This window comes from Paenibacillus sp. FSL K6-2441, from assembly GCF_037964765.1.
GTDB lineage: Bacteria > Bacillota > Bacilli > Paenibacillales > Paenibacillaceae > Fontibacillus > Fontibacillus phoenicis.
Map to the genome: position 1 here is coordinate 1,607,244 of NZ_CP150174.1, position 19,668 is coordinate 1,626,911.

The 19,668-nt window shown below is 51.7% G+C and carries 25 protein-coding genes, 1 tRNA gene, 3 pseudogenes and 1 other annotated feature; of the genes and pseudogenes, 21 read left to right on the forward strand and 8 right to left on the reverse strand.

The genetic code is table 11. The features are described from left to right. Positions 1 to 11: 11 nt before the first annotated feature. Positions 12 to 770, forward strand: a complete 759-nt coding sequence (pstB, locus tag NSQ80_RS07045) for a phosphate ABC transporter ATP-binding protein PstB (protein ID WP_009226770.1) — start codon at positions 12 to 14, stop codon at positions 768 to 770. 163 nt (positions 771 to 933) lie between these two features. Next, on the forward strand, positions 934 to 1,560 hold the full coding sequence (locus tag NSQ80_RS07050) for a DedA family protein (protein ID WP_332306516.1): 627 nt from the start codon (positions 934 to 936) through the stop codon (positions 1,558 to 1,560). A gap of 38 nt (positions 1,561 to 1,598) precedes the next feature. On the opposite strand, the gene NSQ80_RS07055 is transcribed toward NSQ80_RS07050, so the two are convergent. Further along, positions 1,599 to 1,841: a hypothetical protein gene (locus NSQ80_RS07055; RefSeq protein ID WP_260070069.1), complete on the reverse strand. Its 243-nt coding sequence runs from the start codon at positions 1,839 to 1,841 to the stop codon at positions 1,599 to 1,601. 204 nt (positions 1,842 to 2,045) lie between these two features. On the opposite strand from NSQ80_RS07055, the gene NSQ80_RS07060 reads away from it, so the two are divergent. The 3 genes from NSQ80_RS07060 to NSQ80_RS07070 are packed head-to-tail and all read left to right on the forward strand — an operon-like array spanning position 2,046 to position 2,527. Further along, positions 2,046 to 2,165 carry a sporulation protein YjcZ gene (locus tag NSQ80_RS07060; protein WP_198136240.1) on the forward strand — a complete coding sequence of 40 codons (120 nt, stop codon included), beginning with the start codon at positions 2,046 to 2,048 and terminating at the stop codon, positions 2,163 to 2,165. 52 nt (positions 2,166 to 2,217) lie between these two features. After that, complete coding sequence (locus tag NSQ80_RS07065; RefSeq protein WP_260070005.1) at positions 2,218 to 2,364, forward strand: hypothetical protein; 147 nt, start codon at positions 2,218 to 2,220, stop codon at positions 2,362 to 2,364. A 37-nt stretch (positions 2,365 to 2,401) separates the two neighbouring features. Further along, positions 2,402 to 2,527, forward strand: coding sequence for a DinB family protein (locus NSQ80_RS07070; RefSeq protein ID WP_232282365.1), 126 nt, complete (start codon positions 2,402 to 2,404; stop codon positions 2,525 to 2,527). 160 nt (positions 2,528 to 2,687) lie between these two features. On the opposite strand, the gene NSQ80_RS07075 is transcribed toward NSQ80_RS07070, so the two are convergent. From NSQ80_RS07075 to NSQ80_RS07085, 3 genes are read right to left on the reverse strand one after another with little or no spacing between them, the layout of a single operon-like run. After that, positions 2,688 to 3,521 carry a carbohydrate ABC transporter permease gene (locus NSQ80_RS07075; RefSeq protein ID WP_009226775.1) on the reverse strand — a complete coding sequence of 278 codons (834 nt, stop codon included), beginning with the start codon at positions 3,519 to 3,521 and terminating at the stop codon, positions 2,688 to 2,690. 23 nt (positions 3,522 to 3,544) lie between these two features. Next, positions 3,545 to 4,432 carry a sugar ABC transporter permease gene (locus NSQ80_RS07080; protein ID WP_009226776.1) on the reverse strand — a complete coding sequence of 296 codons (888 nt, stop codon included), beginning with the start codon at positions 4,430 to 4,432 and terminating at the stop codon, positions 3,545 to 3,547. Between the two features lie 49 nt (positions 4,433 to 4,481). Next, on the reverse strand, positions 4,482 to 5,861 hold the full coding sequence (locus NSQ80_RS07085; RefSeq protein ID WP_339301918.1) for an ABC transporter substrate-binding protein: 1,380 nt from the start codon (positions 5,859 to 5,861) through the stop codon (positions 4,482 to 4,484). Positions 5,862 to 6,104: 243 nt separating this feature from the next. Here NSQ80_RS07085 and NSQ80_RS07090 point away from each other — a divergent pair, with 243 nt between their 5' ends. The 4 genes and pseudogenes from NSQ80_RS07090 to NSQ80_RS07105 all read left to right on the forward strand — a co-directional run bounded on the left by NSQ80_RS07090 (position 6,105) and on the right by NSQ80_RS07105 (position 7,356). Continuing rightward, complete coding sequence (locus NSQ80_RS07090; RefSeq protein WP_339301920.1) at positions 6,105 to 6,302, forward strand: hypothetical protein; 198 nt, start codon at positions 6,105 to 6,107, stop codon at positions 6,300 to 6,302. Positions 6,303 to 6,375: 73 nt separating this feature from the next. Then, positions 6,376 to 6,477 (forward strand): annotated as a pseudogene (locus NSQ80_RS07095) (ABC transporter ATP-binding protein); the annotation flags it as partial. A gap of 46 nt (positions 6,478 to 6,523) precedes the next feature. Beyond that, positions 6,524 to 7,123, forward strand: a complete 600-nt coding sequence (locus NSQ80_RS07100; protein ID WP_339302164.1) for an ABC transporter permease subunit — start codon at positions 6,524 to 6,526, stop codon at positions 7,121 to 7,123. Then, positions 7,099 to 7,356 carry a hypothetical protein gene (locus NSQ80_RS07105; protein ID WP_050769827.1) on the forward strand — a complete coding sequence of 86 codons (258 nt, stop codon included), beginning with the start codon at positions 7,099 to 7,101 and terminating at the stop codon, positions 7,354 to 7,356. Before NSQ80_RS07100 ends, NSQ80_RS07105 begins: the two co-directional genes overlap by 25 nt. A gap of 95 nt (positions 7,357 to 7,451) precedes the next feature. On the opposite strand, the gene argS is transcribed toward NSQ80_RS07105, so the two are convergent. After that, complete coding sequence (gene argS, locus NSQ80_RS07110; RefSeq protein ID WP_036646481.1) at positions 7,452 to 9,317, reverse strand: arginine--tRNA ligase; 1,866 nt, start codon at positions 9,315 to 9,317, stop codon at positions 7,452 to 7,454. Between the two features lie 43 nt (positions 9,318 to 9,360). Continuing rightward, positions 9,361 to 9,582: a binding site (T-box leader), on the reverse strand. On the opposite strand from argS, the pseudogene NSQ80_RS07115 reads away from it, so the two are divergent. From NSQ80_RS07115 to NSQ80_RS07130, 4 genes and pseudogenes are all read left to right on the forward strand, one after another. After that, positions 9,577 to 10,983 (forward strand): annotated as a pseudogene (locus NSQ80_RS07115) (spore germination protein). It overlaps the preceding feature by 6 nt. Before the next feature lie 20 nt (positions 10,984 to 11,003). Further along, entirely contained in the window at positions 11,004 to 11,252 is a 249-nt protein-coding gene (locus NSQ80_RS07120; RefSeq protein WP_339301923.1) for a hypothetical protein, read from the forward strand. Positions 11,253 to 11,535: 283 nt separating this feature from the next. Continuing rightward, positions 11,536 to 12,189: pseudogene (locus tag NSQ80_RS07125) on the forward strand (transcriptional regulator). 543 nt (positions 12,190 to 12,732) lie between these two features. Further along, positions 12,733 to 13,659, forward strand: a complete 927-nt coding sequence (locus NSQ80_RS07130; protein ID WP_339301925.1) for a VOC family protein — start codon at positions 12,733 to 12,735, stop codon at positions 13,657 to 13,659. Between the two features lie 156 nt (positions 13,660 to 13,815). Here NSQ80_RS07130 and NSQ80_RS07135 read toward each other — a convergent pair. Together NSQ80_RS07135 and NSQ80_RS07140 are read right to left on the reverse strand one after the other, a co-directional pair. Continuing rightward, positions 13,816 to 13,891: transfer RNA gene (locus tag NSQ80_RS07135), tRNA-Ala, on the reverse strand. A gap of 131 nt (positions 13,892 to 14,022) precedes the next feature. Beyond that, positions 14,023 to 14,331 (reverse strand): hypothetical protein, encoded by a 309-nt coding sequence (locus tag NSQ80_RS07140; protein WP_323076201.1) that lies wholly within the window; start codon positions 14,329 to 14,331, stop codon positions 14,023 to 14,025. Positions 14,332 to 14,496: 165 nt separating this feature from the next. Between NSQ80_RS07140 and NSQ80_RS07145 the strand changes: the two genes are divergently transcribed. The 4 genes from NSQ80_RS07145 (at position 14,497) to racE (ending at position 16,785) form a co-directional block, all read left to right on the forward strand. Continuing rightward, positions 14,497 to 14,784, forward strand: coding sequence for a Dabb family protein (locus NSQ80_RS07145; RefSeq protein ID WP_339301927.1), 288 nt, complete (start codon positions 14,497 to 14,499; stop codon positions 14,782 to 14,784). A 24-nt stretch (positions 14,785 to 14,808) separates the two neighbouring features. Next, positions 14,809 to 15,228 carry a DUF86 domain-containing protein gene (locus NSQ80_RS07150; RefSeq protein WP_009222723.1) on the forward strand — a complete coding sequence of 140 codons (420 nt, stop codon included), beginning with the start codon at positions 14,809 to 14,811 and terminating at the stop codon, positions 15,226 to 15,228. 119 nt (positions 15,229 to 15,347) lie between these two features. Next, entirely contained in the window at positions 15,348 to 15,788 is a 441-nt protein-coding gene (locus NSQ80_RS07155) for a YtxH domain-containing protein (RefSeq protein ID WP_339301930.1), read from the forward strand. Between the two features lie 178 nt (positions 15,789 to 15,966). Next, a complete protein-coding gene (racE, locus tag NSQ80_RS07160) occupies positions 15,967 to 16,785 on the forward strand; it encodes a glutamate racemase (protein WP_009222725.1) in 819 nt (272 codons plus the stop codon). 89 nt (positions 16,786 to 16,874) lie between these two features. Here racE and NSQ80_RS07165 read toward each other — a convergent pair whose 3' ends face one another. Then, complete coding sequence (locus tag NSQ80_RS07165; RefSeq protein ID WP_009222726.1) at positions 16,875 to 17,771, reverse strand: diacylglycerol kinase family protein; 897 nt, start codon at positions 17,769 to 17,771, stop codon at positions 16,875 to 16,877. Between the two features lie 121 nt (positions 17,772 to 17,892). Here NSQ80_RS07165 and NSQ80_RS07170 point away from each other — a divergent pair, with 121 nt between their 5' ends. The 4 genes from NSQ80_RS07170 (at position 17,893) to NSQ80_RS07185 (ending at position 19,655) form a co-directional block, all read left to right on the forward strand. Then, a complete protein-coding gene (locus NSQ80_RS07170) occupies positions 17,893 to 18,516 on the forward strand; it encodes a TraX family protein (RefSeq protein WP_009222727.1) in 624 nt (207 codons plus the stop codon). A 248-nt stretch (positions 18,517 to 18,764) separates the two neighbouring features. Further along, positions 18,765 to 19,004, forward strand: coding sequence for a hypothetical protein (locus NSQ80_RS07175; RefSeq protein ID WP_009222728.1), 240 nt, complete (start codon positions 18,765 to 18,767; stop codon positions 19,002 to 19,004). Between the two features lie 81 nt (positions 19,005 to 19,085). After that, the gene (locus NSQ80_RS07180) at positions 19,086 to 19,388 is read left to right on the forward strand and encodes a heme biosynthesis protein HemY (protein ID WP_009222729.1); all 303 of its coding nucleotides are present in this window, start codon (positions 19,086 to 19,088) and stop codon (positions 19,386 to 19,388) included. 36 nt (positions 19,389 to 19,424) lie between these two features. Continuing rightward, positions 19,425 to 19,655 carry a DUF1450 domain-containing protein gene (locus NSQ80_RS07185; protein WP_009222730.1) on the forward strand — a complete coding sequence of 77 codons (231 nt, stop codon included), beginning with the start codon at positions 19,425 to 19,427 and terminating at the stop codon, positions 19,653 to 19,655. Positions 19,656 to 19,668: the final 13 nt, after the last annotated feature.

Sequence of the window (19,668 nt, forward strand, 5' to 3'; positions counted from 1 at the left end):
GGCGAAGCCAAGTGTCAAATATTGAACTATCTACGAAAAACTTAAGCGTCTATTACGGAGAGAAACAAGCCGTTAAAAATATATCGCTCGATTTCGCTTCCCGGCAGGTAACCGCCTTGATTGGCCCTTCGGGCTGCGGCAAGTCCACATTCCTGCGCAGCCTGAATCGGATGAACGATTTGATCCGCGGGGCGAAGATCACGGGGGAAATCTGGATCGGGGACGACAATATCAATGATCCGAAGACCGATGTCGTGCTGCTGCGCCAAAAGATCGGCATGGTATGGCAGCGGCCAAACCCGTTCCATAAGTCCATCTATGAAAATATCGCTTTTGGACCGCGTTACCACGGGATTCGGGACAAGAAGAAGCTGGATCAGATCGTTGAGGAATCGCTCACCAAAGCGGCCCTTTGGGACGAAACGAAGGACCGACTGCACAGCTCCGCCTTGGCCCTGTCCGGCGGCCAGCAGCAAAGACTGTGCATCGCCCGATCGATTGCGGTCAATCCAAGCATCATCCTGATGGATGAACCGGCCTCGGCCCTGGACCCGGTATCCAGTGCCAAAATTGAAGAGCTGATCGCCGAGCTGAAGCAGGAATACTGCATTATCATCGTCACGCACAATATGCATCAGGCGGCTCGGGTGTCGGAAAAAACGGCGTTCTTCCTCATGGGGGAGCTGGTTGAGTACGGCGATACGAGTAAAATCTTTACCAATCCGTCCGAGAAACGGACAGACGATTATATCAGCGGCCGGTTCGGATAAGATACGTCTCTCCTTTTGCCAACTAGGAACAGGGCTGGACCCGGGGCGGGGAACCGCCCCGTTCGCGGTCCCTTTTAGATTGGAAAATCTCCGTATATACTGATAACATAAAGAGTGGACTGATTGGCGTGGGCAGCGCCTGCAATGGCTAAAGGAGATTTGGATGATGGACGTATTGGATTGGATTGAAAGGATGTTTGAGCATTACGGCTATTTTGTTCTGCTGCTCGGACTTCCCATCGACTTTATCGCGCTGCCGCTGCCTCCGGGTCAAACGACTCTGACCTATACGGGATATTTGGCATATAAAGGCGTGCTAGGTTTCCTGCCGGCACTCTTCGCTGGATATGCTGGGGCGGTGATCGGGGTGACGATTACCTATTTCGTCGGACATCGGGTCGGTGTGCCGTTGATCGAACGCTATGGCAAGTGGATTATGGTCAAGCCCTCACATTTGGACAAAACGAGGCGGGTCTACGAGAAATACGGCAATAGAATGCTGCTTATCAGTTTCTTTGTGCCGGGTGTAAGGCAGTTTTTTGGTTACTTTGTTGGCATTATGCGCATTCCTTTTCGAACCTTTGCCTTGTATGCTTACACAGGAGCAGCGCTCTGGGTGACTGTTTTTGTAAGCATCGGATTGGTGTTTGGCGAACAGTGGCAAGTTGCCATCGACCTGGTGGAGAAATATTTAAAGTTTTTCTTTATTGGGCTGGGCGCGCTGCTGTTGGTGCTCGTGTATTTGAAATGGCGGCGATGGAGGCTGAAGGTAGCCAAGTTGTCCCGGTAATACCTCAAAGGCGCTGGAGCTGGCTCCGGCGCCTTTATTTATTTCCGCTTTTTATTTTTATTTTCGGGTTTGCTTTGGTGCAAGATGAACTCGTCAAGCAGCGTCTCCTCAGTATCACCGCCGTTCTGCCCCTTTTCCTCCTTCAGCTTCAACAGGGAGAGCAAATCGAAAAGATCCCCAAGCACGGTGAACCCGGCACCGATAATGGCCAAGTCGTCCGAGGATAGGTCATTTTCTTGGATTCTTTGGTATTGACGCCTCTTTTTTCCTCCCAAGAACACCACCTGCTTTTAAATCTACTTGTTTCATCTTATGCAAATGGCTATTGGCTTGACTAGGCGTGAGCTAGGCTAGAGCCGCCGTCTCATATTCAGCATGGGTACCTGGTGAACGTATACCCATTTTTGCCTCTCTCCGCGAATGTCCCGATCGTTCGCTAACGAACTGTAATATGATGTTCTATATTTAAAAAGGAGGGAAAATCAATGTCGGGATATGAAAATGGCGTAGGTGGCGTAGGTTATGGTGGTTTCTGGACTTCCACAGGGACGATTCTGGTTCTCTTCATCCTGCTGGTCATTGTTTCCAAAGCGTTTATCTTTTAATTGAATAGTACCTCATGCAAAGGCCCTGCTGCAGCAGGGCCTTTGTTCATTTTTGCATTTGTTAGACAATTGCTCTAAAGCCCCGGCAGCGGCGCAAATCGCAGAGGAGTACCAGCGGATCAGCGGGGCACTCATCGAGGCGATCCGCACGCAATGGACGGACGAGCAGCTCCTGAACACAACGGAGATCGCAAGGTGAACCCTGGTCAAACGGGGCATCGCTCCGGTTTACGCTGATGCATCAGGCGCATCATCGGGGACAAATGACGGTATTGATGCGTCAGGCGGGACTGCGAGTTCCTGATATTTACGGGCCAACCTACGAATCGTGGATCGAGCCAGGGATGGAGCCCCTCGCCTAAACTGGGCCAGGCGGTCACAAAAGCAGCAACTATTTCCAGTTATTGCCGGAATCTCTGGAGGACGCCTCCTTGCATACCTATGTGCCTTACTACTTGCTTCCGTATGGGAAAGCTCTAACGATTGTGGAGCCGGATGTCCTGATCGGACGAATGGTGGAAGTCACCCCTTCGTTCCCCCTTGTAAACCAAACCCCTTGGACATAAACCGCTGGGACAAGATGTACAGCACGATGGACGGGATCGCATACAGGATGGAGAAGGCCGCAAGATTGCCGTATTCAATCATCCCGTATTGACCAAAGTACTGGTATAACTTCAGGGAAGCGGGGAAGTTCTCCGGATTTTGCAGCAAAATGTACGGGACAAAGAAGTTCCCCCAGCTGCCCGAGAAGGTGAAGATGGCCACCGTGCAAATGCCCGGCACCATCAGCGGCGCTACGACTCTGCGAATCCCCGTAAATACCGAGGCCCCGTCGACCCATGCCGCTTCCTCCAGATCCAGAGGGACGGAATCCATGAAGTTCTTTAGCATCCAAATGCCGTAGGGCATGGATGAAGCTACATAGAACAGGATAACGCCAAAGATTTGGTCATACAGCTTCAAACTTAGAAACAGCTGGTAGACCGGGACCATCACCGCCGTAATCGGCAAGGAAGTCATAAACAGGATGGTCAACATAAACGGCTTCTTGTATTTCATTTGATAACGGGACAACGGATAGGCGGCTAACAGTGCCAAGAGGACGACGAGCAGCGCCTGCCCCAGCGACATGATCAAACCGATCAGGAAAGCGCGCTGGTTCTCGCGGCTGGTGATCACGTTGATATAATTATCCGCCGTGATCCGCTGCGGCATTTTCAGCGTCTGCATGGCATTGGGATCAACCGAAGCAACCATCACCCAAAGCAAGGGTAAGACGAAGCAGATGCCGATGATCGTGAGGATCGTATAGGGCAAGATCCGGTAGATGAGTTTCCGTTGTTTTGCGTTCATAAGGAGTTCTCCTTGCTCTTGGACTATTTCAACGAGCGGGTATAGAACAGGCTAAGCACGATTCCGATGAGCAGAAGCAGCAAGGAGATCGCGGTTCCGTACCCCAGTTGATAGTTCACGAAGGCTTGGTTGTACATGAAGATCGGCAGTGTGGTCGTAGACGTTCCCGGGCCTCCGCCGGTCATGGCATAAATCAAACCGAACACGCCCAACGTCTGTAACGTGACCAGCATCATGTTGGTCATAAACGAATCTTTGATATAAGGGATGATGATCCGAATCAGTACCTGCCATTTCGAAGCTCCGTCGACCACCGCCGCTTCTTCCACCTCGCTGGGCACGTCGTCGAGAGCCGCTTGAAAGACGAGCATTGAGAAGGCGGTGCCGTGCCAGATGTTCGCGAGGATGATCGTCAGCATCGGAACGGTATACAGCCAGGTGACTGCCGGAATCCCCAATGAGGTGATGATCGAGTTAAGCGTCCCCTCGTCGCCGAAGAAGCTGTACAAGCACAACGCACAGACGATTTCCGGGGTTACCCAGCCGGCGAGGACGATCGTGCCGATCACCCGCCGGAACGTCCGGTTTCTGCGCTTCATCAGCAGGGCGATGAATAAGCCGAGCAGCTGCTGGCCAATCACCGCGGAGCCAAACAGGAAGACCAGCGTGTTCCAAATGCTGATCTTGACCGTCGGGTCCTTGAACATGTGAAGGTAGTTGTCAAACCCAACGAATTTTAACTCTCTTGCCGATTCCCCCGTTAAAGCCAGGTTCGTAAATGAATAGAAGAAAGTAAGGAAGACCGGAGTGATAAAAAACACCAGCATTATCACAATCGAAGGGAGCAAGAAGTACAGCCACGTGTACGTATTTCGTTTTCTGGAATATCCTTCAGCCGTCATGCTGCTCATGGTTCGTTCTCCTTCCGGAAGGCATTGCTTTGCCGCTTGTTATGATTGGTCATTTTCTTATGACAGCGTCCTCGCCTACGATGCGGGTGACGTCTTGGGCGTATTTTTGAGCTGCCTCTGCGGGGGAGGTGCCTGTGGCGACGGATTCAACCATCGTCTGAATTTGTGTCGATACTTCCGGGTACTTATCCTGAGCAGGCCGGAACTCGGCGTTCTGCAGATATTCCGTAGCGATTTCGTTAAACGGCATTTGCGTGTATTCCGGATCTTTGGCGACGTCGGCTCGCACAGTAATATTCCCTGAGGAGGTGACGAGCTTCTTGCTGTTCTCTTTGTTTAATGCGTATTTGATAAACTCCCAGGCTTCGTCTTTATGCTTGGCGTTGCTCGGAATGGACAGCGCCCAACCACCGGCAAGGGTAATGGTCCCCGGTGCCTGACCTTGGCTCGTCGGCATCGGAGCAAAGCCCAGCACATCCTTGTATTCCGGCCATGGGGAAGCACCGGTTTCCAGATAGTTGCCGGTAATCCAGGAGCCGTCGAGGGAGATGGCCAACTTGCCTTGAGGCAAATATTCACGGGAAGCGGTGTTACCGGCCTGCCCGTTCAGAACCTTGGAGAGAGGCGGTCCGAGCTTTTCCTTGTTTACGGTTTCAATAAACCCTAATGCGTCCAAGATACCTTGGCTTTCGATGATCCATTTTCCGCTTGCATCGTCATACAGTCGTTCGCCGGTACCGTAAAGGAGCATTTCGTACGTCTGCATGGAGGTGGCTTCCCCAGTCGCCTTGCCCATGTTCATCCAGATCGGGACGATGTCCGGGGCTTTTTCCTTAATCGTGCGAGCCGCATCAAGCACTTCCTCCCAGTTCTTCGGCGTCCACTCTTCGGGAAGGCCGACCTGCTTAAAGATCTCTTTGTTGTACCAAAAGCCACGGGAATCCGTGTTGTACGGTACGCCATACACTTTGCCGTCGCTGGCGGTAACGCCTTTCTTCATCGCCTCGATAAACGAGCCGTTCGACCAATCCTCCCAGTCCTTCAGCCGCTCATCCAGTGGTTCCAGATAACCGGCGCTGGCGTCCGAATTGAGGATGAATGTGTCCTCCGTCACGATATCCGGAGCGGTGTCTTTGGATTTCAGAGACAAGGCGACTTTCGCAAAATAGTCCCCTTCAGAGGCTTGAATCGGTGCTGGTTTAATCTCGACATCCTTGTTCGGGTAAGCGGCAGCGATCTCTGTCAACCAACGGTACAACGTGCCTTTTTCTCCGGCTCCGTCATCCCGATAGGTCACCGTAATCGTCGTTTTTCCGGAGCTGCCCGACTTGTCGCCCGACCCGGAACACCCGGCTAGCAGCGCCCCGCCTAAAGCCGTACACAACAACATGGAAGCGATGGCCCAACTTCTTTTTTTCATAAATGCCATGCTGTGATCCCTCCCTGGTAAGTAGTCTTATTCGGGTTTTGAGCTCAACCCGATGGTTTAACGCATTAAAAAAATACTGTGTACATCCCTTCCAGTAAAACATACTTGCCGAAGGAGCAATTTATTCAAAAAAACTCCACGAATAAATATTGACCGAATCGGTTTACGGAAGTATGCGAAATACGATCACACGGTGACGGATTTCTTCGAGCGAATCAAACAAGCCGCGAACATCAGGTCGCGATGATCGATAAGCATCCGGCGTTACTGTCTTTCTTGACCAGCGTTTATTTTGAAACGAATGAGGAGGTTCATCCGGAAATTAAGGCGATCTTGGCCAAAGGGGAGGAGGTTCGGAACCGGATCGCTTTGACCGGCGTGGATGAATCGAAGTTTAAGGAAGGCATTGATCTGAAGCTTCTCATGAACATGTTGACTTAGATGGCGGAGGGGTTCACCAACCAGATGTCCAGGGAGAACAAACTCGATATCGAGGAAATCACAAGGGGGTTCCATGGGCGTGATCGAATTAAGAAACCTCACGAAGCGATAGGGCAAGGCCAGAGGGATTACTGACGTGAACCTTCAGGTGAAGGAGGGGGAGATCTTTGGCTTTAGGCATTGATTTGGATAGGATTACCTCGATTTTGGGGTTATATTCCATGATCTTCTCTTTTATCGTCCTGTGCGGGGCGATTCAGGCGATGAATCTTGGCGTGTCCATCTTGACGAAAGAATCGCGGGAGAGAACCGCGGATTTCCTGCTGGTCAAACCAGTTTCGCGGGCCAAGATCGTCAGCTCCAAGCTGCTGGCTGCGATGCTCCTCCTGATCGCGACGAATATCGTCTTCTATGCAGCAGCGTTTCTCATCGCAAACGGAGTCAAAACGGAGGATTTCAGCCAAAAGCTGTTTCTGCTGATCCATATGACGTTATTTTTTGTTCAGTTGATGTTTTTGGCGATTGGTATGGCGTCGTCCGTGTTTTTTGCCAAACTCCGGAGCGTCCTTCCGTTATCGCTGGGCGTGGTCATCGGATTGTATCTGATCGGCGCCTTGCTCGCAAGCGGGGAGGACAAAGAGATGATCCGCTTCATCTCGCCCTTCAAATATTTCGCACTTAAGGCCTACCTTAGAGGCTTGATCATCTGGAGCGTATGCATGTTCTTGCTAGTTGTCAGCGGAATGAGCAAGTATTCGGCTCTTTTGAAGTCACGCAGATCAGTGGATTTTTTGCCATGCTGTTTTTGTATATTGAGCTGACGGTCGCGATTCACGCGGTCCTGCTGGGAAGCTTTGCGATTTCCAAACTTACGGACTTGACAGATCAGCTAAACGCACTGAACGTGCTCTCTCCCTTCAAATACTTCAGCTATGAGCGTATCTTAAACGGAGAAGGCCTTCATGCGGGGATTGTCGCGCTATCCCTCCTCCTTGTGGCGGTGCTGGTTGTTGTCACTTATGCGGCTTATCGCAAAAGAGAACTAAACGTTTGATCGTTGCACGAGTGGCGGTTAGAACGCCCATGCAAGAGGCGCGGCCGGTTGATCCGGTCGCGCCTCTTTTTTGCTTGGCGAAACACTTGCCTTGCTTACATGCGATCCGGAGCCGGCAATCCGATGACATCCAGCGCCTCCGCGATGGTCTCCTTAAATTTCGCAGTAAGCCACAGACGGTAGGGTTGCCGCTCGGGCTCGGCTTTTAGGATCGGACAGGCGGTATAAAAATGATTAAACAAGGTGGCGAGCTCATACGCGAAATGGCAGATCGGTGTAGGAGAAAGTTCCTCACACGCAGTGCTCAGCGTATCCGGCCATGCTGCGATTTGCCTCAGCAGGGCGTGTTCGGCACGTTCCTGCGGTGCGATGTCCTCCGGCAGCGACTCCATCCGAGGGAGCCCGTCGGCTTGGGCTTTGGCTAAGATGCTGGCGGCCCGGGCATGCGCGTACATCAGATAAACGCCGGTGTTGCCGGTGGTTTCCGTGGCCTGCTGAATGTCGAATACTACTTCAGTCGGCAAGGCGAATCGCAGCAGATAATAACGGATCGCCGCTGCTGCGATCAGCCGGCTGGACAACCCTTCGGAATCGGACCGCTTGGCTTCGATTTGCGCTTCCATAAGGTCCAGCAAATCGGACACTTTGATGCCGATCCCTTGTCTGCCGGACATAGCGTACGAGGCTTTGCCGTCCGAGGTGTCGAGGCCAAGCTCCCGGGCTGCGCCAGGGCTTAGCGATACGACGCCGTAACCGACGTGGCGCAGCTTCTCCGCTTGGGCTGTGAAGCCTAACGCCTCCAGCGCTTGCTTCACCATCGCCTGCGGATACGCTTGCCTGTGGTCGATCACGTTGACGACGAGATCTGCCTTGCCGTAATCGGCGGCGACACCTTCTGCACTGGTTGTCCAGAGCCCATCTGCAAACGGTTTGTACCTGAAATCGTTCCCCAGCAAACCGAACTTCCAAAGATGATAGGCGATATCCTTGGCCGTATACGTCAAAATTCCGTTGGACCGAACGAGCACCTTATCGGCCTGATGCTCGGCTTCAGACTCCACATCTTCTGCTGCAGGTTGCTTCAGGACCCAGCAGCCCTCCAGCTTACCGGACGTTTCCTTATGGAAGAGTGCGGTCTGCTGCAACAAACGGAAGGCCGTGTCCCAGAACCCTTGCCGGACAATGTTGCTCTCCCAGACCAACAAATCATAATCAATCCCAAACGCCTTCATTTCCTCCAGATGCTCCCGCACGATACGCTCTGCCGTAAGCAAGCCAACCCAAGCCAGGTTCCCGTCTCCAGCTTCCAGCGCCTGCAGCACCTTCGTTCTCTGCTCCAACAGCGACGGTTGATCATCGTATTCCTTGTTAACCCGGGAATAGATGTCCCAACAGAAATCGCCGAATCTCACGTGGGCAGCCTGATGATCCACATTCAGCAGCCCAACGACGGTGTCTGCCAACTGATTACCCAGATCGTCGATGTAATTATGCACTTCGATTTGGTATCCGGCCCTCTTGAGCAGCCGCGCCAGCGAGTCGCCGATACAGGCGTTTCTTAGATGACCGATATGAGCGGATTTGTTCGGATTGATGGAAGTATGTTCGATCACGACCTTTTCGCGAACTGCCCGCGGAAGTTGAAAATCCTTGCGGGCCCATTCGTTCCAATCCAGGCGGAAGTTCAGAAAGCCCGGCGGCGCGGTTTCGATCTGGTGGAATAGCCCCTCCATCCGGCCGGTTTGTTCCAATTCATTCTTCAGTTGTGCGGCAATATGCAGCGGTGGTTGACGCAGCGTTTTGGCCAGCTGCATCGCGATGTTGGTCGAATAATCCCCGTGTTCCGCACGGGCGGGCCGCTCGATCACAATGTCCGGGAGCTCCTCGGTGCTGTGGCCAAGCCTTGAAAGGACTTGTCGTACGGACAATTCAAGATATTTTTTCATCCAACTGCTGATCATAAAATCCACTCCTCCCTGGCAAAAAAATAAGCCTTCATCTCATCAAAGAGACGAAGGCATTACGCGCTCGCGGTACCACTCTTGTTGTTAAACTTCATGTTTAACCACTCTGAAGGATAACGGTCTTGGGCCGTGGCTGCTTACTCGACTCACGTTCAGCAACCATTCTCATGGGTCCGTTTCACTGGAAGCCCTGTACCGGTTTCCACCCTCCCGGCTCGCTTGGACTAGAACAGCCAGCTACTCTCCCAATCGTCGAATGTGGGATATTTTGTATTATTATATCCGCTTAATTTGGAATGTCAATCCTGGACTTCCCCAATATCAACCCACGAGCCCGACTTCTAGAGTAGGAGAAGAAAATTTTGGTCATACTCTTACTACTTCCATCAGAACAAAGGGGCTAGCGACATGCAACAACCGGACGAGTTTATCGAAACAACTGCAGCAAAACCTGGAAGGTCTTCGCGAGCTTCTCGGGAACAGTTCGGATGTCGTGTTCCGTCAGCTTTTGCCGGCGGACTGTACGCAACTCGCTATCGTTTACATCGAAGGACTTATCGACAATCAACTCTTGCAACAGGATGTGATTCGCCCGATTCTGAAGACCTCCTCAGACGGGGAGATGACGCCAACTCAGGTTAAGGACAAGGTCGTCAACGTCGGCGGCGTTAGCTCAGTGACCACCTATGAGGATGCGTGCAACGGATTGTTGTCTGGCGGTGCGCTGATCCTGATCGATGGGTATATGGATGGTTTGATTGTCTCAATTCCCGGGTTAGAGGAACGCGCGATTGCCGAATCGAAGGCCTATCCAAATATTCGGGGGCCTCAGGACGCATTCACGGAGGCGATAAAACCAAAACAGAGCTAGCTATCATGTACATGCACGGATTAGCGGATCAACAGATCGTAAGTAAGTTGACTGAAAAACTAAACAACCTCCAGGTGGATCGCGTGCTGGAGGGTGAATATATTGAAGAAGTTCTGAATCAGGATAACAAGCTTACGATTTTTCCTATGCTGTACAACACCGATCGTCCAGATACGATCGCAGCGGGCGTAATGGAAGGCCGAATTGCCATCTTTATTGACGGAACGCCATTCGTTCTCCTTGCCCCAACCTTATTCGTCGACTTTCTTCAGTCCGCCGAGGATAATTATCAGTCGTATCTTAATTCCGACGGTATTGTTATTGAGCTTAATGGCCCAACGTGAAGGGGTCCCTTTTCCAGCTTTCCTTGAAGCGTTGATCATGGAAGTCGTTTTTGAGATTTTGCGGGAAGCCGGGCTGCGGATACCGAGATCGATTGGTCAAGCTGTGTCCATCGTGGGTTCTATCGTCATAGGACAAGCGGCGGTCGAAGCGGGCATCGTCTCTACCGTTATGGTGGTTGTCGTAGCGATTACGGCCATATCCAGTTTCGCCATTCCGTCCTATTCCATGTCGATCCCGATCCGGATGCTGCGTTTCGGGTTCATGGCGATTGCTTCAACCCTGGGGCTTTATGGGCTGACCGTCGCTTTTATTGTGCTTGTCGTGCATTTAAGCGGGCTCCACTCCTTTGGCGTTCCTTATTTATCGCCCGTCGCTCCCTACAAGGCACGGAAGCAATCGGATGCCATCCTTCGCTTTCCCTACCAACCTGGAGCTAAAGGACCGTAGAAATCAAGGAGATGATCCCTGTGTACCGACAGGTAAAGCGATTTGTTCTTGTCCCCATATCCCTCGCGATGATCCTGCTGCTGTCAGGTTATTGGAACCGCAATGAATTAAATGAACTTTCGATCGTGCTAGCCATGGGGATCGATAAAGCGGATGACCTTTACGAGGTCAGCTTCCAGGTCGTGAATCCAAATCAGATGTCGCGGAAGCAATCGAGCGAGCGTACGCCTACGTTCGTATTCTCGGTACGTGCCGATTCCATTAGTTAAGCTGTGCGAAAAAACGGTGGGCATGTCGTCGCGGAAATTGTATATGTCCCATCTGCAAATTTTATTCCTGGATGAGGCCACGGTATTTGGTGAAGATGTCTTTGCATGGACATGCTGCGAGATGAATTCGGGCAACGACTTGCTTGAAGATATGTCTTATGATACATTATTTTTCATAATGAATGTTTCGGTATGAAGCACATACCGCTTCGATCTGACTTGCTCTTGGAGCAAGGGGGAACGGGGCGGTTTTTTTTATTGACTCGGAAAGGGAGTGTGCATGATGAGTGAGTTCGATGATGTTTACTTGGAGTGGCTGGAACGGCAGATCGACGAGGAGACCAACCCAAGAAGAAAGGAGTTTCTCAAAAAGGGATAAAGCCGGGGGACAACGGATTTTCTGCGGTACATTTGGTATCCCGCCATTGGAAACCTCAATGATCTCTATCCTGAGTATGAGGTTCGCGACTTTAATAATGGCTTCCGCTACCTCGATTTGGCCTATCGACCGGGCAACGCCAAAGGATGTATCGAGATTCAGGATTATCGAAGCCATGCTCGGGATATCGAGGCCGGGCGGTTTAAGGATTTGTGTATGAAGCAAGCTCTGCTGGCGTTAGACGATTGGTTGTTCCTACCGATTGCCTATCTATCCATTCGGGAAGACCCGGGAGTTTGCAAGCAGCTGGTCTTATCCTTTGTTGGTAAGTTCCTGTCCAACGCCGTACCTTCTAACCTTCATTGGGCCGAAGCGGAAACCTTAAGGTTTGCCAGACGACTGATGCGCCCCTTTACGCCGGCAGAGCTCGCGGATCATCTCAGTCTATCCAAGCAGCATACACGAGCAATTCTACATGCTATGCACAACCGAAAGTTGCTGGAGGTCGTAGGCGGGAGACAACGGTATCGAACGTTCCGGCTTCCGAACGCGCGTTAGGGGCAAGGCGCTCGGATGGCAGGATGTAACTGGGGCTAAGGCCAGCTCTAAATCCACTTCTGGTGCTGAGGCTGTTGCTGGTGTGAATGCTGCTGGTGCGAATGCCATTGCTGGTGCTAATGCGATTACTGGTGCTAACATAACACTAACTCTAACGCTTGTGAGCAACGCTATTAAGGCAAATTTGCTCTCGAAAAAATTCTAACGACGATGAGACACTCTATTAAGGTGAAAATCGAGAAAAATAGGGGGAAACAGAGGAATAAGCTCTGTAGTAAGCGTTAGAATCGCAAAGTGTCCTTTTTGGAGCAAATAAGATCTGTGGCAAGCGTTAGCGGTTAATCGGAGGGGATTCGCAGACCCACGGGGGTAAAAGAAAGCACCGGCAGGCACTAGGAGGTAAAGGATGCACCCGCAAGCACTAGGAGGTAAAGGATGCTCCCGCAGGCACTCAAAGTCACCTCTAGGCACTCATAGCACTCATCAGCACCCGCAGGCCAAGGGGAATGAACTATGTTAGAATGAAGAAGAATATCCTTATTCATGCAGAGGAGGAAAAAGGTGAGTACATCCATCAGCTTGCATCTATGGTTCGATAAACAGGCGAAGGAGGCCGCAGAGTTCTATTGCTCCGTATTTCCGGAGTCCCGAATCACGGGGGTTACGACGCTAAACGATACCCCTTCGGGTGATTCCGAAATGGTTTCGTTTACCGTTTGGGGTTTTCCGTTTATGGCGATTTCGGCTGGACCGTACTTCAAGCTAAATCCTTCGATCTCGTGCATCGTCAATTTCGACCCTTCTAGAGACCCTAACGCCAGAGAAATGCTGAATGAAGTGTGGAACAAGCTGTCTGACGGCGGGACTGCGCTCATGCCGTTGGATCGATACCCCTTCAGCGAGTGGTATGGCTGGATTCAGGACAAGTACGGGTTTACGTGGCAGCTGATGTTAACGAATCCGGAGGGGGAGCCGCGTCCACCGATTGTTCCGTCCATGATGTTCACAGAGGATAACTGTGGCAAAGCGGAAGAAGCACGTGAATTTTATCTCTCCGTCTTCCGGAATGCGAAACCGGGCACGATCGTGAAGTATGGCCCCGGACAAGAACCGGACCGGGAAGGGGCGGTCATGTTCACCGATTTTATGCTGGAGAATACCTGGTTTGCAGCGATGGACAGTGCGCACGCTCATGGGTTCGTCTTCAACGAAGCCATTTCCTTCTTGGTGAATTGCGACACGCAGGAGGAAATTGATCATTATTGGGAAAGTCTCTCCGCCGTTCCTGAGGCCGAACAATGCGGTTGGCTCAAAGACCGGTATGGCCTCTCGTGGCAAATCACTCCGTCCGCCTTGGATGAGATGCTGACCCAGGGAACCTTGGAACAACGGAATCGAGTGACGCAGGCGTTTCTGAAGATGAAGAAGTTTGACCTCTCGGAGTTGCAACGGGCTTTTGAGGGGAAGTAAACTCTATGGCAATGGCGCGGTAATCGCTAACACGCTTTCGTACGGAGTGAGGAAAAAAACGCCCCGGGATTCCTAATCTTGAATCAGGATCCTCAGGGCGTTTTTCGCCACAGAATTAAAAAAACAGCCCCGAATGGACTGTTATATTTGCATGTATGGTGGAGCCTAGGGGGATCGAACCCCTGACCTCATCGCTGCCAGCGATGCGCTCTCCCAGCTGAGCTAAGGCCCCGTATGAGCGACTTCTTTATTGTATAAAAACGTAGTCAAGCTGTCAATATCCCTTCAGCGAAAAAATGTGTTCCTCCTCCCATCCAGCCATCCCGGTTACCGAATGGGAGGACCACGCCGGTTTCACGCGGTTTACAATTTGATGCTCGTGATTTTGGCGACCGGGACGATCACCTGCCGACCTGACTCATCGATCATTTCCAGGGCATCGTTATGCACGGTGACCAATGTGCCTTGTATGACGGAGCCCGTCGTCTCAATAGTGATGCTGAGTCCGATCGAGGCTTTCATTTGCTGCCGGGTCGCCGAATCCGGGAAGGAGGCGGCCTCAAGCGCCTGCTCCAGATGCTCCACCCGGCTGGCTAGCAGCTCGAGTTCCGCTTGCAGCAGGCGAATTCGCCTTCGCAGCGGTTCATTTAGCAGAAAGCGCAGGAGGGTCATTGCGATTCACCTCTTTTCCCTCTGATTCTCGTCTCTAGTAAATGAGACAATATATCATATGAAGCTAGATTGATAGAGTTTCGGGTGGGGCTTACTTTCCGGCGGATACCCTTTATGTTATGCTGAAATGAGATACGGAATCGTTAATAAGGAGAAGGATGAACTATGATCAAGCATATCGTATTGTTTAAATTGAAGGATGCATCCCCGGAAATTGTGGCACGTACGGTTGAAGTGCTGCGCGGCATGCAGGGCAAAGTGGAGCAGCTCAGAAGCCTTGAGGTTGGCACCGACGTGATCCGTTCCCCCCGTTCCTATGACATTGCGCTCATTGCTACCTTTGATTCGCTTGTGGATTTGGAAGGATATCAAGTTCATCCGGAGCACAAGAAAGTGATTGAGCACATGAACGAAGTACGTGAGAGCCAGGTCGCAGTCGATTTCGAATTTTAGGCTGGACCGAAGGAGGGAACCCCCGTGTATTATGTAAACCGGGAACAAATCGAACGCAGACTGGACATGCTGCCGGAATTGCTGCAAGCCCTTCGTGAATCGGCGGAGGCAAGCTCATCCCTGCTGGGGCGTTATGCGGAGGAGCGGGCGTTGCATTTGGCTCTGGAAATCGTGACGGACGTCGGCAGCTATTTAATCGACGGGTTTATCATGCGTGACGCCAGCAGCTATGAAGACATTGTTGACATCCTCTTGGATGAAACCGTAATTGATGCGAAGCTGCACGCTACGCTCATCGAGCTGGTTCGGCTGCGGAAACCGTTAGTTCAGGAATATTTTGCTTGGGATCGCCAAGAGGTCGAAGGACTAAGGGGGCGGCTGCCCGAGGCTTTGCAGGATTTTTCGGCAAATGTGCTGAAGTATTTGGATCAGGAAGGCGTCTAATCTAAGACGGACAAGCCCAAAAATTATTCCTTACAAGTGTGACCGGACAGACCATTGCTGCTTATAATACATTATCGATATGGGCATTCGCGGAGAAAGCCAAAAAGGAGAGATGAGTCGTGAGCAAAGGAAACAAAGGTTGGATATGGGGGGCAGCCATCGGCACGGTTGCCGGTGCGGTAACGGCGCTGTTATTTGCCCCTAAAGCCGGGAAAGAGCTGCGTAAGGATATTGCCAACGGGGCTCGTCAAGTCGGAGAGAAGACGCAAGAGGTTGCCGAGAAAGTCTCGGAGCAAAGCACCGTTCTTGTCGGTAAGGTGAAGGAAGCCGCTGAAGTGCTGATCAGTGAAATCCAAAGCCGTCGTTCCGAAAAGACCACCGATGAAGATGAGGTAATTGCTCAAGTCTCCGAATTTGCAGATGAGGATGAGGAGACTGCGGCCGAAGAAGAGACAGTGGCCCTTGGCGTCGTATCGGAAGAAGAAACGACGGAAGCCGGTGAACCGGTGGCTGCAGCTTTGGAAGCGGCGGCAACTTCCGACAACGAGGAAGGCCAATAATTCGATCGGCTGTCCACAGCGATCGCCCGAAAAAGACCCGCTCCCGGGTCTTTTTCCCGTTTTCTCCGCCCTTGCGGGTTTTCTTGCACTACAAATTGAGTTAAGATTTAGGTACCCTCTGTGATGCGAAGTCATAAAGTAATGAGAAGGATTTTACACTAAACATAAAGGAAGCGGTATGTTCGTGCAGCAAGCTATCGCCATATTAGACTCGGGAGTGGGAGGCCTCACCGTCTGCAAGGAAGTGATGAGGCAGCTTCCCAGAGAGAAAATCATTTACTTCGGCGATACGGCCCGGGCTCCTTACGGTCCAAGGTCGCCCGAGGAAGTCCGCTTGTTTACCGAGCAAATCGTCGATTATTTAATCCAGTTCCATCCGAAAATGATTGTCATTGCCTGCAACACTGCAACAGCGGCTGCACTCGATTTCATCAAGGCCAAGGTTGATATCCCTGTAATTGGCGTCATTCATCCTGGTGCACGGGCAGCGATTAGCGAGACGAAGACCGGAAAGGTTGGCGTCATCGGGACGGTGGGTACGATCCGAAGCGGGGCCTATACGGTGGCGTTACGTGAGTTGAATCCGCAAACCGAAATCGTCAGCGAAGCTTGTCCTGAATTTGTTCCGTTGGTAGAGCATGGGTTGTATGAAACGAAGGAAGCGCTGCATGTGGTCGAGAGATCTCTTCGGGAGATGAAGAAGCAGCCTATGGACTGCTTGATTCTAGGCTGTACCCATTATCCGTTCTTGAAGGACCCCATCCAACGTGTCATGGGGCCGAACGTGAAGTTAATCAGTTCTGCGGATGAAACCGCCCGCGAAATCAGCACCATCCTGCATCAACGGGGGTGCTTAGCTCGCGGCAACGGTACTCCCGTGCATCAGTTCTTCTGCAGCGGGGATGCCGAAATGTTCCGCAAGATCGCCAGACAGTGGTTGGGCGAGCAAGTCGAGCTGAGTCCCATCGTTTGGCAGGTATCCAGCCCGGTGAGGTAAACAATCAAAAAACCTTTGGGGGAGCTTAAAAATCCCGCCCAAAGGTTTTTTTGAACCACGTCATAGTTCGTCACGCTGTACCGTTCCCGTTACGGGCGAATGATCCGAATGGAGCCGGGTTCCAAGGAAGCGCGAAGCGGCGTGGTTGCCACGTGCTCCCCGTCACCTAAAGCAAGGCGCGGCAGAGAGCTGGAAATCGTAATGTTTTGGCCCTTCAGCATCGTTACGAAGGAGAGCTTCGTATGACCTCCAAACAATACGGTTGGAAATAACAGGAGCAGCTTCAGCTTGGAGCAATCGTGCACGACGCACAGATCGAGCATTCCGTCATCCGGCTTGGCGTCCGGACAGATGGTCATTCCCCCGCCATAGCTGGAAACATTATTTATTGCTGTCAGCCAGGCTGACTCGAACCGGTAAGTAGTTCCGTCACATTCGAGCGTTAACGGTCCGGGACGATAGGTTAGAAGGGTATGAAAAATGCCGATGATATAAGCTAACCTGCCAAGTCCAATCGCGTTGCATATTTTTTTGTAGCGGCTGTTGTTGACATTGTTGGCAACCTGAGCGTCAAAGCCGACAGCCAGTGCGGTCAATGTGCTGTCTCCATCGATGGAGATGAGATCGGCCGCCGTTGACCGGCCGCTCAGCAGCACCTTCAGTGCGCCGCCTACCCGGCGCGGGATGCCGAATCCACGGGCGGTGTCATTGCCCGACCCGGCGGAGAATACGGCCAGCGGCACGCCGGAGTGGCGCATTGCGGGCAGCAGGCTATGGATCGTGCCGTCGCCTCCGATTACGCCCACCGCGCGCCAAGGCACTTCCCCGGATAGCTTGGCCTGAAGGAATGTATGCGCTTGCTCGGCGCTTGTTGTGTAGACGTGCTCGTAAGGAATACCAAGCCGTTGCAGCTTTTTGCTGATTTTATTCCAACCCCGGCGGCCTTCGCCGTTACCCGCATTTGGATTGACGATAAACAAATACATGATGACTCCCCTATCTATGATGGCAACACCAATTTGGCATAGTTTCAGTCTACTGAAGTTTGGAAAAAATGAAAATCAAAATTTTTTAAACCCCTGTCGATCGACGAAAGGAGTGTAGGCCGTGCAACTGATCGCCATGATCACCATGCTGATCGACCATGTTGGGCTGCTGTTTTTTCCCGGAGATGTACTGTGGCGGATTATCGGACGAATTGCCTTCCCGATCTATGCCTACGCGCTGGTCCAGGGTTATCAACACACTTCCAATTACCGGAAGTACGCTTTACGGTTGTTACTGATTGCTGTACTTTCGCAAATTCCTTATCAGCTAGCCTTCGATACGAACGGTCTAAATGTTGTGGCGACCTTGTTTGTCTCTTTATTGGTTCTGCGCATGCTGGATTCATCGAAACCGGGGCCGCTGTCCGCGATCATTATCGCCGGTGTCTGCGTGATCATGGAGGTACTTCCGTTTGATTATGGCGCTTACGGCCTGCTGCTGGTGCTGATCTTCAAATTTGCCAATCAAGGAAAAGCGGTGGCGATGCACTTGCTCCTGAACCTCGTGTATCTGTTCGCCTACAGCTGGGTGATTCAGCTGGCCAGCATCCTGCCGACGCTGGTGATTGCCTACGGGCCGGGGCTGTGGCGAAAGCTCGAAGCCTGGCGGCTGCCCCGCTGGGTGTGGAGAGCTTTTTATCCTGCGCATTTAGTGGTGCTGGCGATCTTGGTGTACCTGTTGTAAAGAGAGAATGGAGCCAAGTTTGGGGGTGGAAAAATCCGGGGTTTTTCTCGGATTTTTTTTAAGATATCAGAAAGTATAAACTTCGGGGGATCGGCATCCTGATATCGCAAGAAAAACTTCCGCTAAACGCGGTCTGGCTACATTGAATGTACGTCGATAGACGTTTTTCTTATTGGGCCATGAACCATGGTACAATAGGGTATCCTAAGTAGCAGCGCAATACTTACGCCGAAACGGGAGGGATGGAAATGAAATGGAAAAGCTGGTGGTCGCTTCGTCGTTGGTCCCATATTTTTCGCCGGACTCTCCCGCTGCTCACTTCGGGCAACATTCCGCTTACCGATAAGCTGTTGCTGGTCGTGCCGGCGCTTGCTTATTGGGTTCTGCCGGATGTGCTGCCGTGGATTCCGATCGACGACATGGCGGTGACGATGCTGCTGATGGATTGGTTTGTGACCCGGGCAGAGCGGAAATATCCGGGTGCTTAGCGTTGAGCCTTGCTTGTTGAGCTGTGTTTCTTTACAATAGGAATGTTAGGGGAAGCCATTTTGTGCGATAGGAGAGATCATATGAGAGTCAAAATTACCCGCAATGCGGCGAAAGTGATACAAAAGGAACTGGCCAAGGAAGAAAACCAAGGGTTGACGCTGAAGGTATTCATCACCCATTCTCATGGCGACCATGCTCACTACGGCCTGGATTTGGTCAAGCCTACCGAGAACGACCAAATCGTCAAGACCGATAAGGACATCGATGTCATCGTGGAAGGAACGGATCCGTTGTTGGATGGCGTGAAGATCGATTATTTGTATTTTCCGGAGGAAGGCTTCGTGATTACCAACCCTTCCAAAGGCAATCACGGGGATCACTAAGCTAAGCTTTAGCTAACGATAAAGAAGGGACCTGGCATGGCTAACGATATTCGGATTTGCGATAAATGCAATCATATCCGCATGAAGACGTTTGTACCGAAGCTGCAAAAGCTCGCGCCGGATGCCGAGATCAAAATCGGCTGCAAATCGTATTGCGGTCCGTGCGGCAAAAGAGCGTTCGTATATATCAACGGCAGATACGTCAGCGCACCGACAGAGGACGAGGTGCTGGCGAAGGCTGCGCCTTTTGTGAAGAAACCGAAGTAAGGGAAGGAATTGA

Coding starts and splice junctions, on each gene's coding strand:
- NSQ80_RS07085 (WP_339301918.1), bottom strand. CDS start 5,861: ATGGCATTTATGAAAAAAAGAAGTTGGGCCATCGCTTCCATGTTGTTG.
- NSQ80_RS07075 (WP_009226775.1), bottom strand. CDS start 3,521: ATGAACGCAAAACAACGGAAACTCATCTACCGGATCTTGCCCTATACG.
- NSQ80_RS07175 (WP_009222728.1), top strand. CDS start 18,765: ATGAAATGGAAAAGCTGGTGGTCGCTTCGTCGTTGGTCCCATATTTTT.
- argS (WP_036646481.1), bottom strand. CDS start 9,317: ATGATCAGCAGTTGGATGAAAAAATATCTTGAATTGTCCGTACGACAA.
- NSQ80_RS07180 (WP_009222729.1), top strand. CDS start 19,086: ATGAGAGTCAAAATTACCCGCAATGCGGCGAAAGTGATACAAAAGGAA.
- NSQ80_RS07050 (WP_332306516.1), top strand. CDS start 934: ATGATGGACGTATTGGATTGGATTGAAAGGATGTTTGAGCATTACGGC.
- NSQ80_RS07105 (WP_050769827.1), top strand. CDS start 7,099: ATGCTGTTTTTGTATATTGAGCTGACGGTCGCGATTCACGCGGTCCTG.
- NSQ80_RS07130 (WP_339301925.1), top strand. CDS start 12,733: ATGCAGAGGAGGAAAAAGGTGAGTACATCCATCAGCTTGCATCTATGG.
- NSQ80_RS07090 (WP_339301920.1), top strand. CDS start 6,105: ATGATCGATAAGCATCCGGCGTTACTGTCTTTCTTGACCAGCGTTTAT.
- NSQ80_RS07070 (WP_232282365.1), top strand. CDS start 2,402: ATGCATCAGGCGCATCATCGGGGACAAATGACGGTATTGATGCGTCAG.
- NSQ80_RS07165 (WP_009222726.1), bottom strand. CDS start 17,771: ATGTATTTGTTTATCGTCAATCCAAATGCGGGTAACGGCGAAGGCCGC.
- NSQ80_RS07145 (WP_339301927.1), top strand. CDS start 14,497: ATGATCAAGCATATCGTATTGTTTAAATTGAAGGATGCATCCCCGGAA.
- racE (WP_009222725.1), top strand. CDS start 15,967: ATGTTCGTGCAGCAAGCTATCGCCATATTAGACTCGGGAGTGGGAGGC.
- NSQ80_RS07080 (WP_009226776.1), bottom strand. CDS start 4,432: ATGAGCAGCATGACGGCTGAAGGATATTCCAGAAAACGAAATACGTAC.
- NSQ80_RS07100 (WP_339302164.1), top strand. CDS start 6,524: ATGATCTTCTCTTTTATCGTCCTGTGCGGGGCGATTCAGGCGATGAAT.
- NSQ80_RS07140 (WP_323076201.1), bottom strand. CDS start 14,331: ATGACCCTCCTGCGCTTTCTGCTAAATGAACCGCTGCGAAGGCGAATT.
- NSQ80_RS07060 (WP_198136240.1), top strand. CDS start 2,046: ATGTCGGGATATGAAAATGGCGTAGGTGGCGTAGGTTATGGTGGTTTC.
- NSQ80_RS07185 (WP_009222730.1), top strand. CDS start 19,425: ATGGCTAACGATATTCGGATTTGCGATAAATGCAATCATATCCGCATG.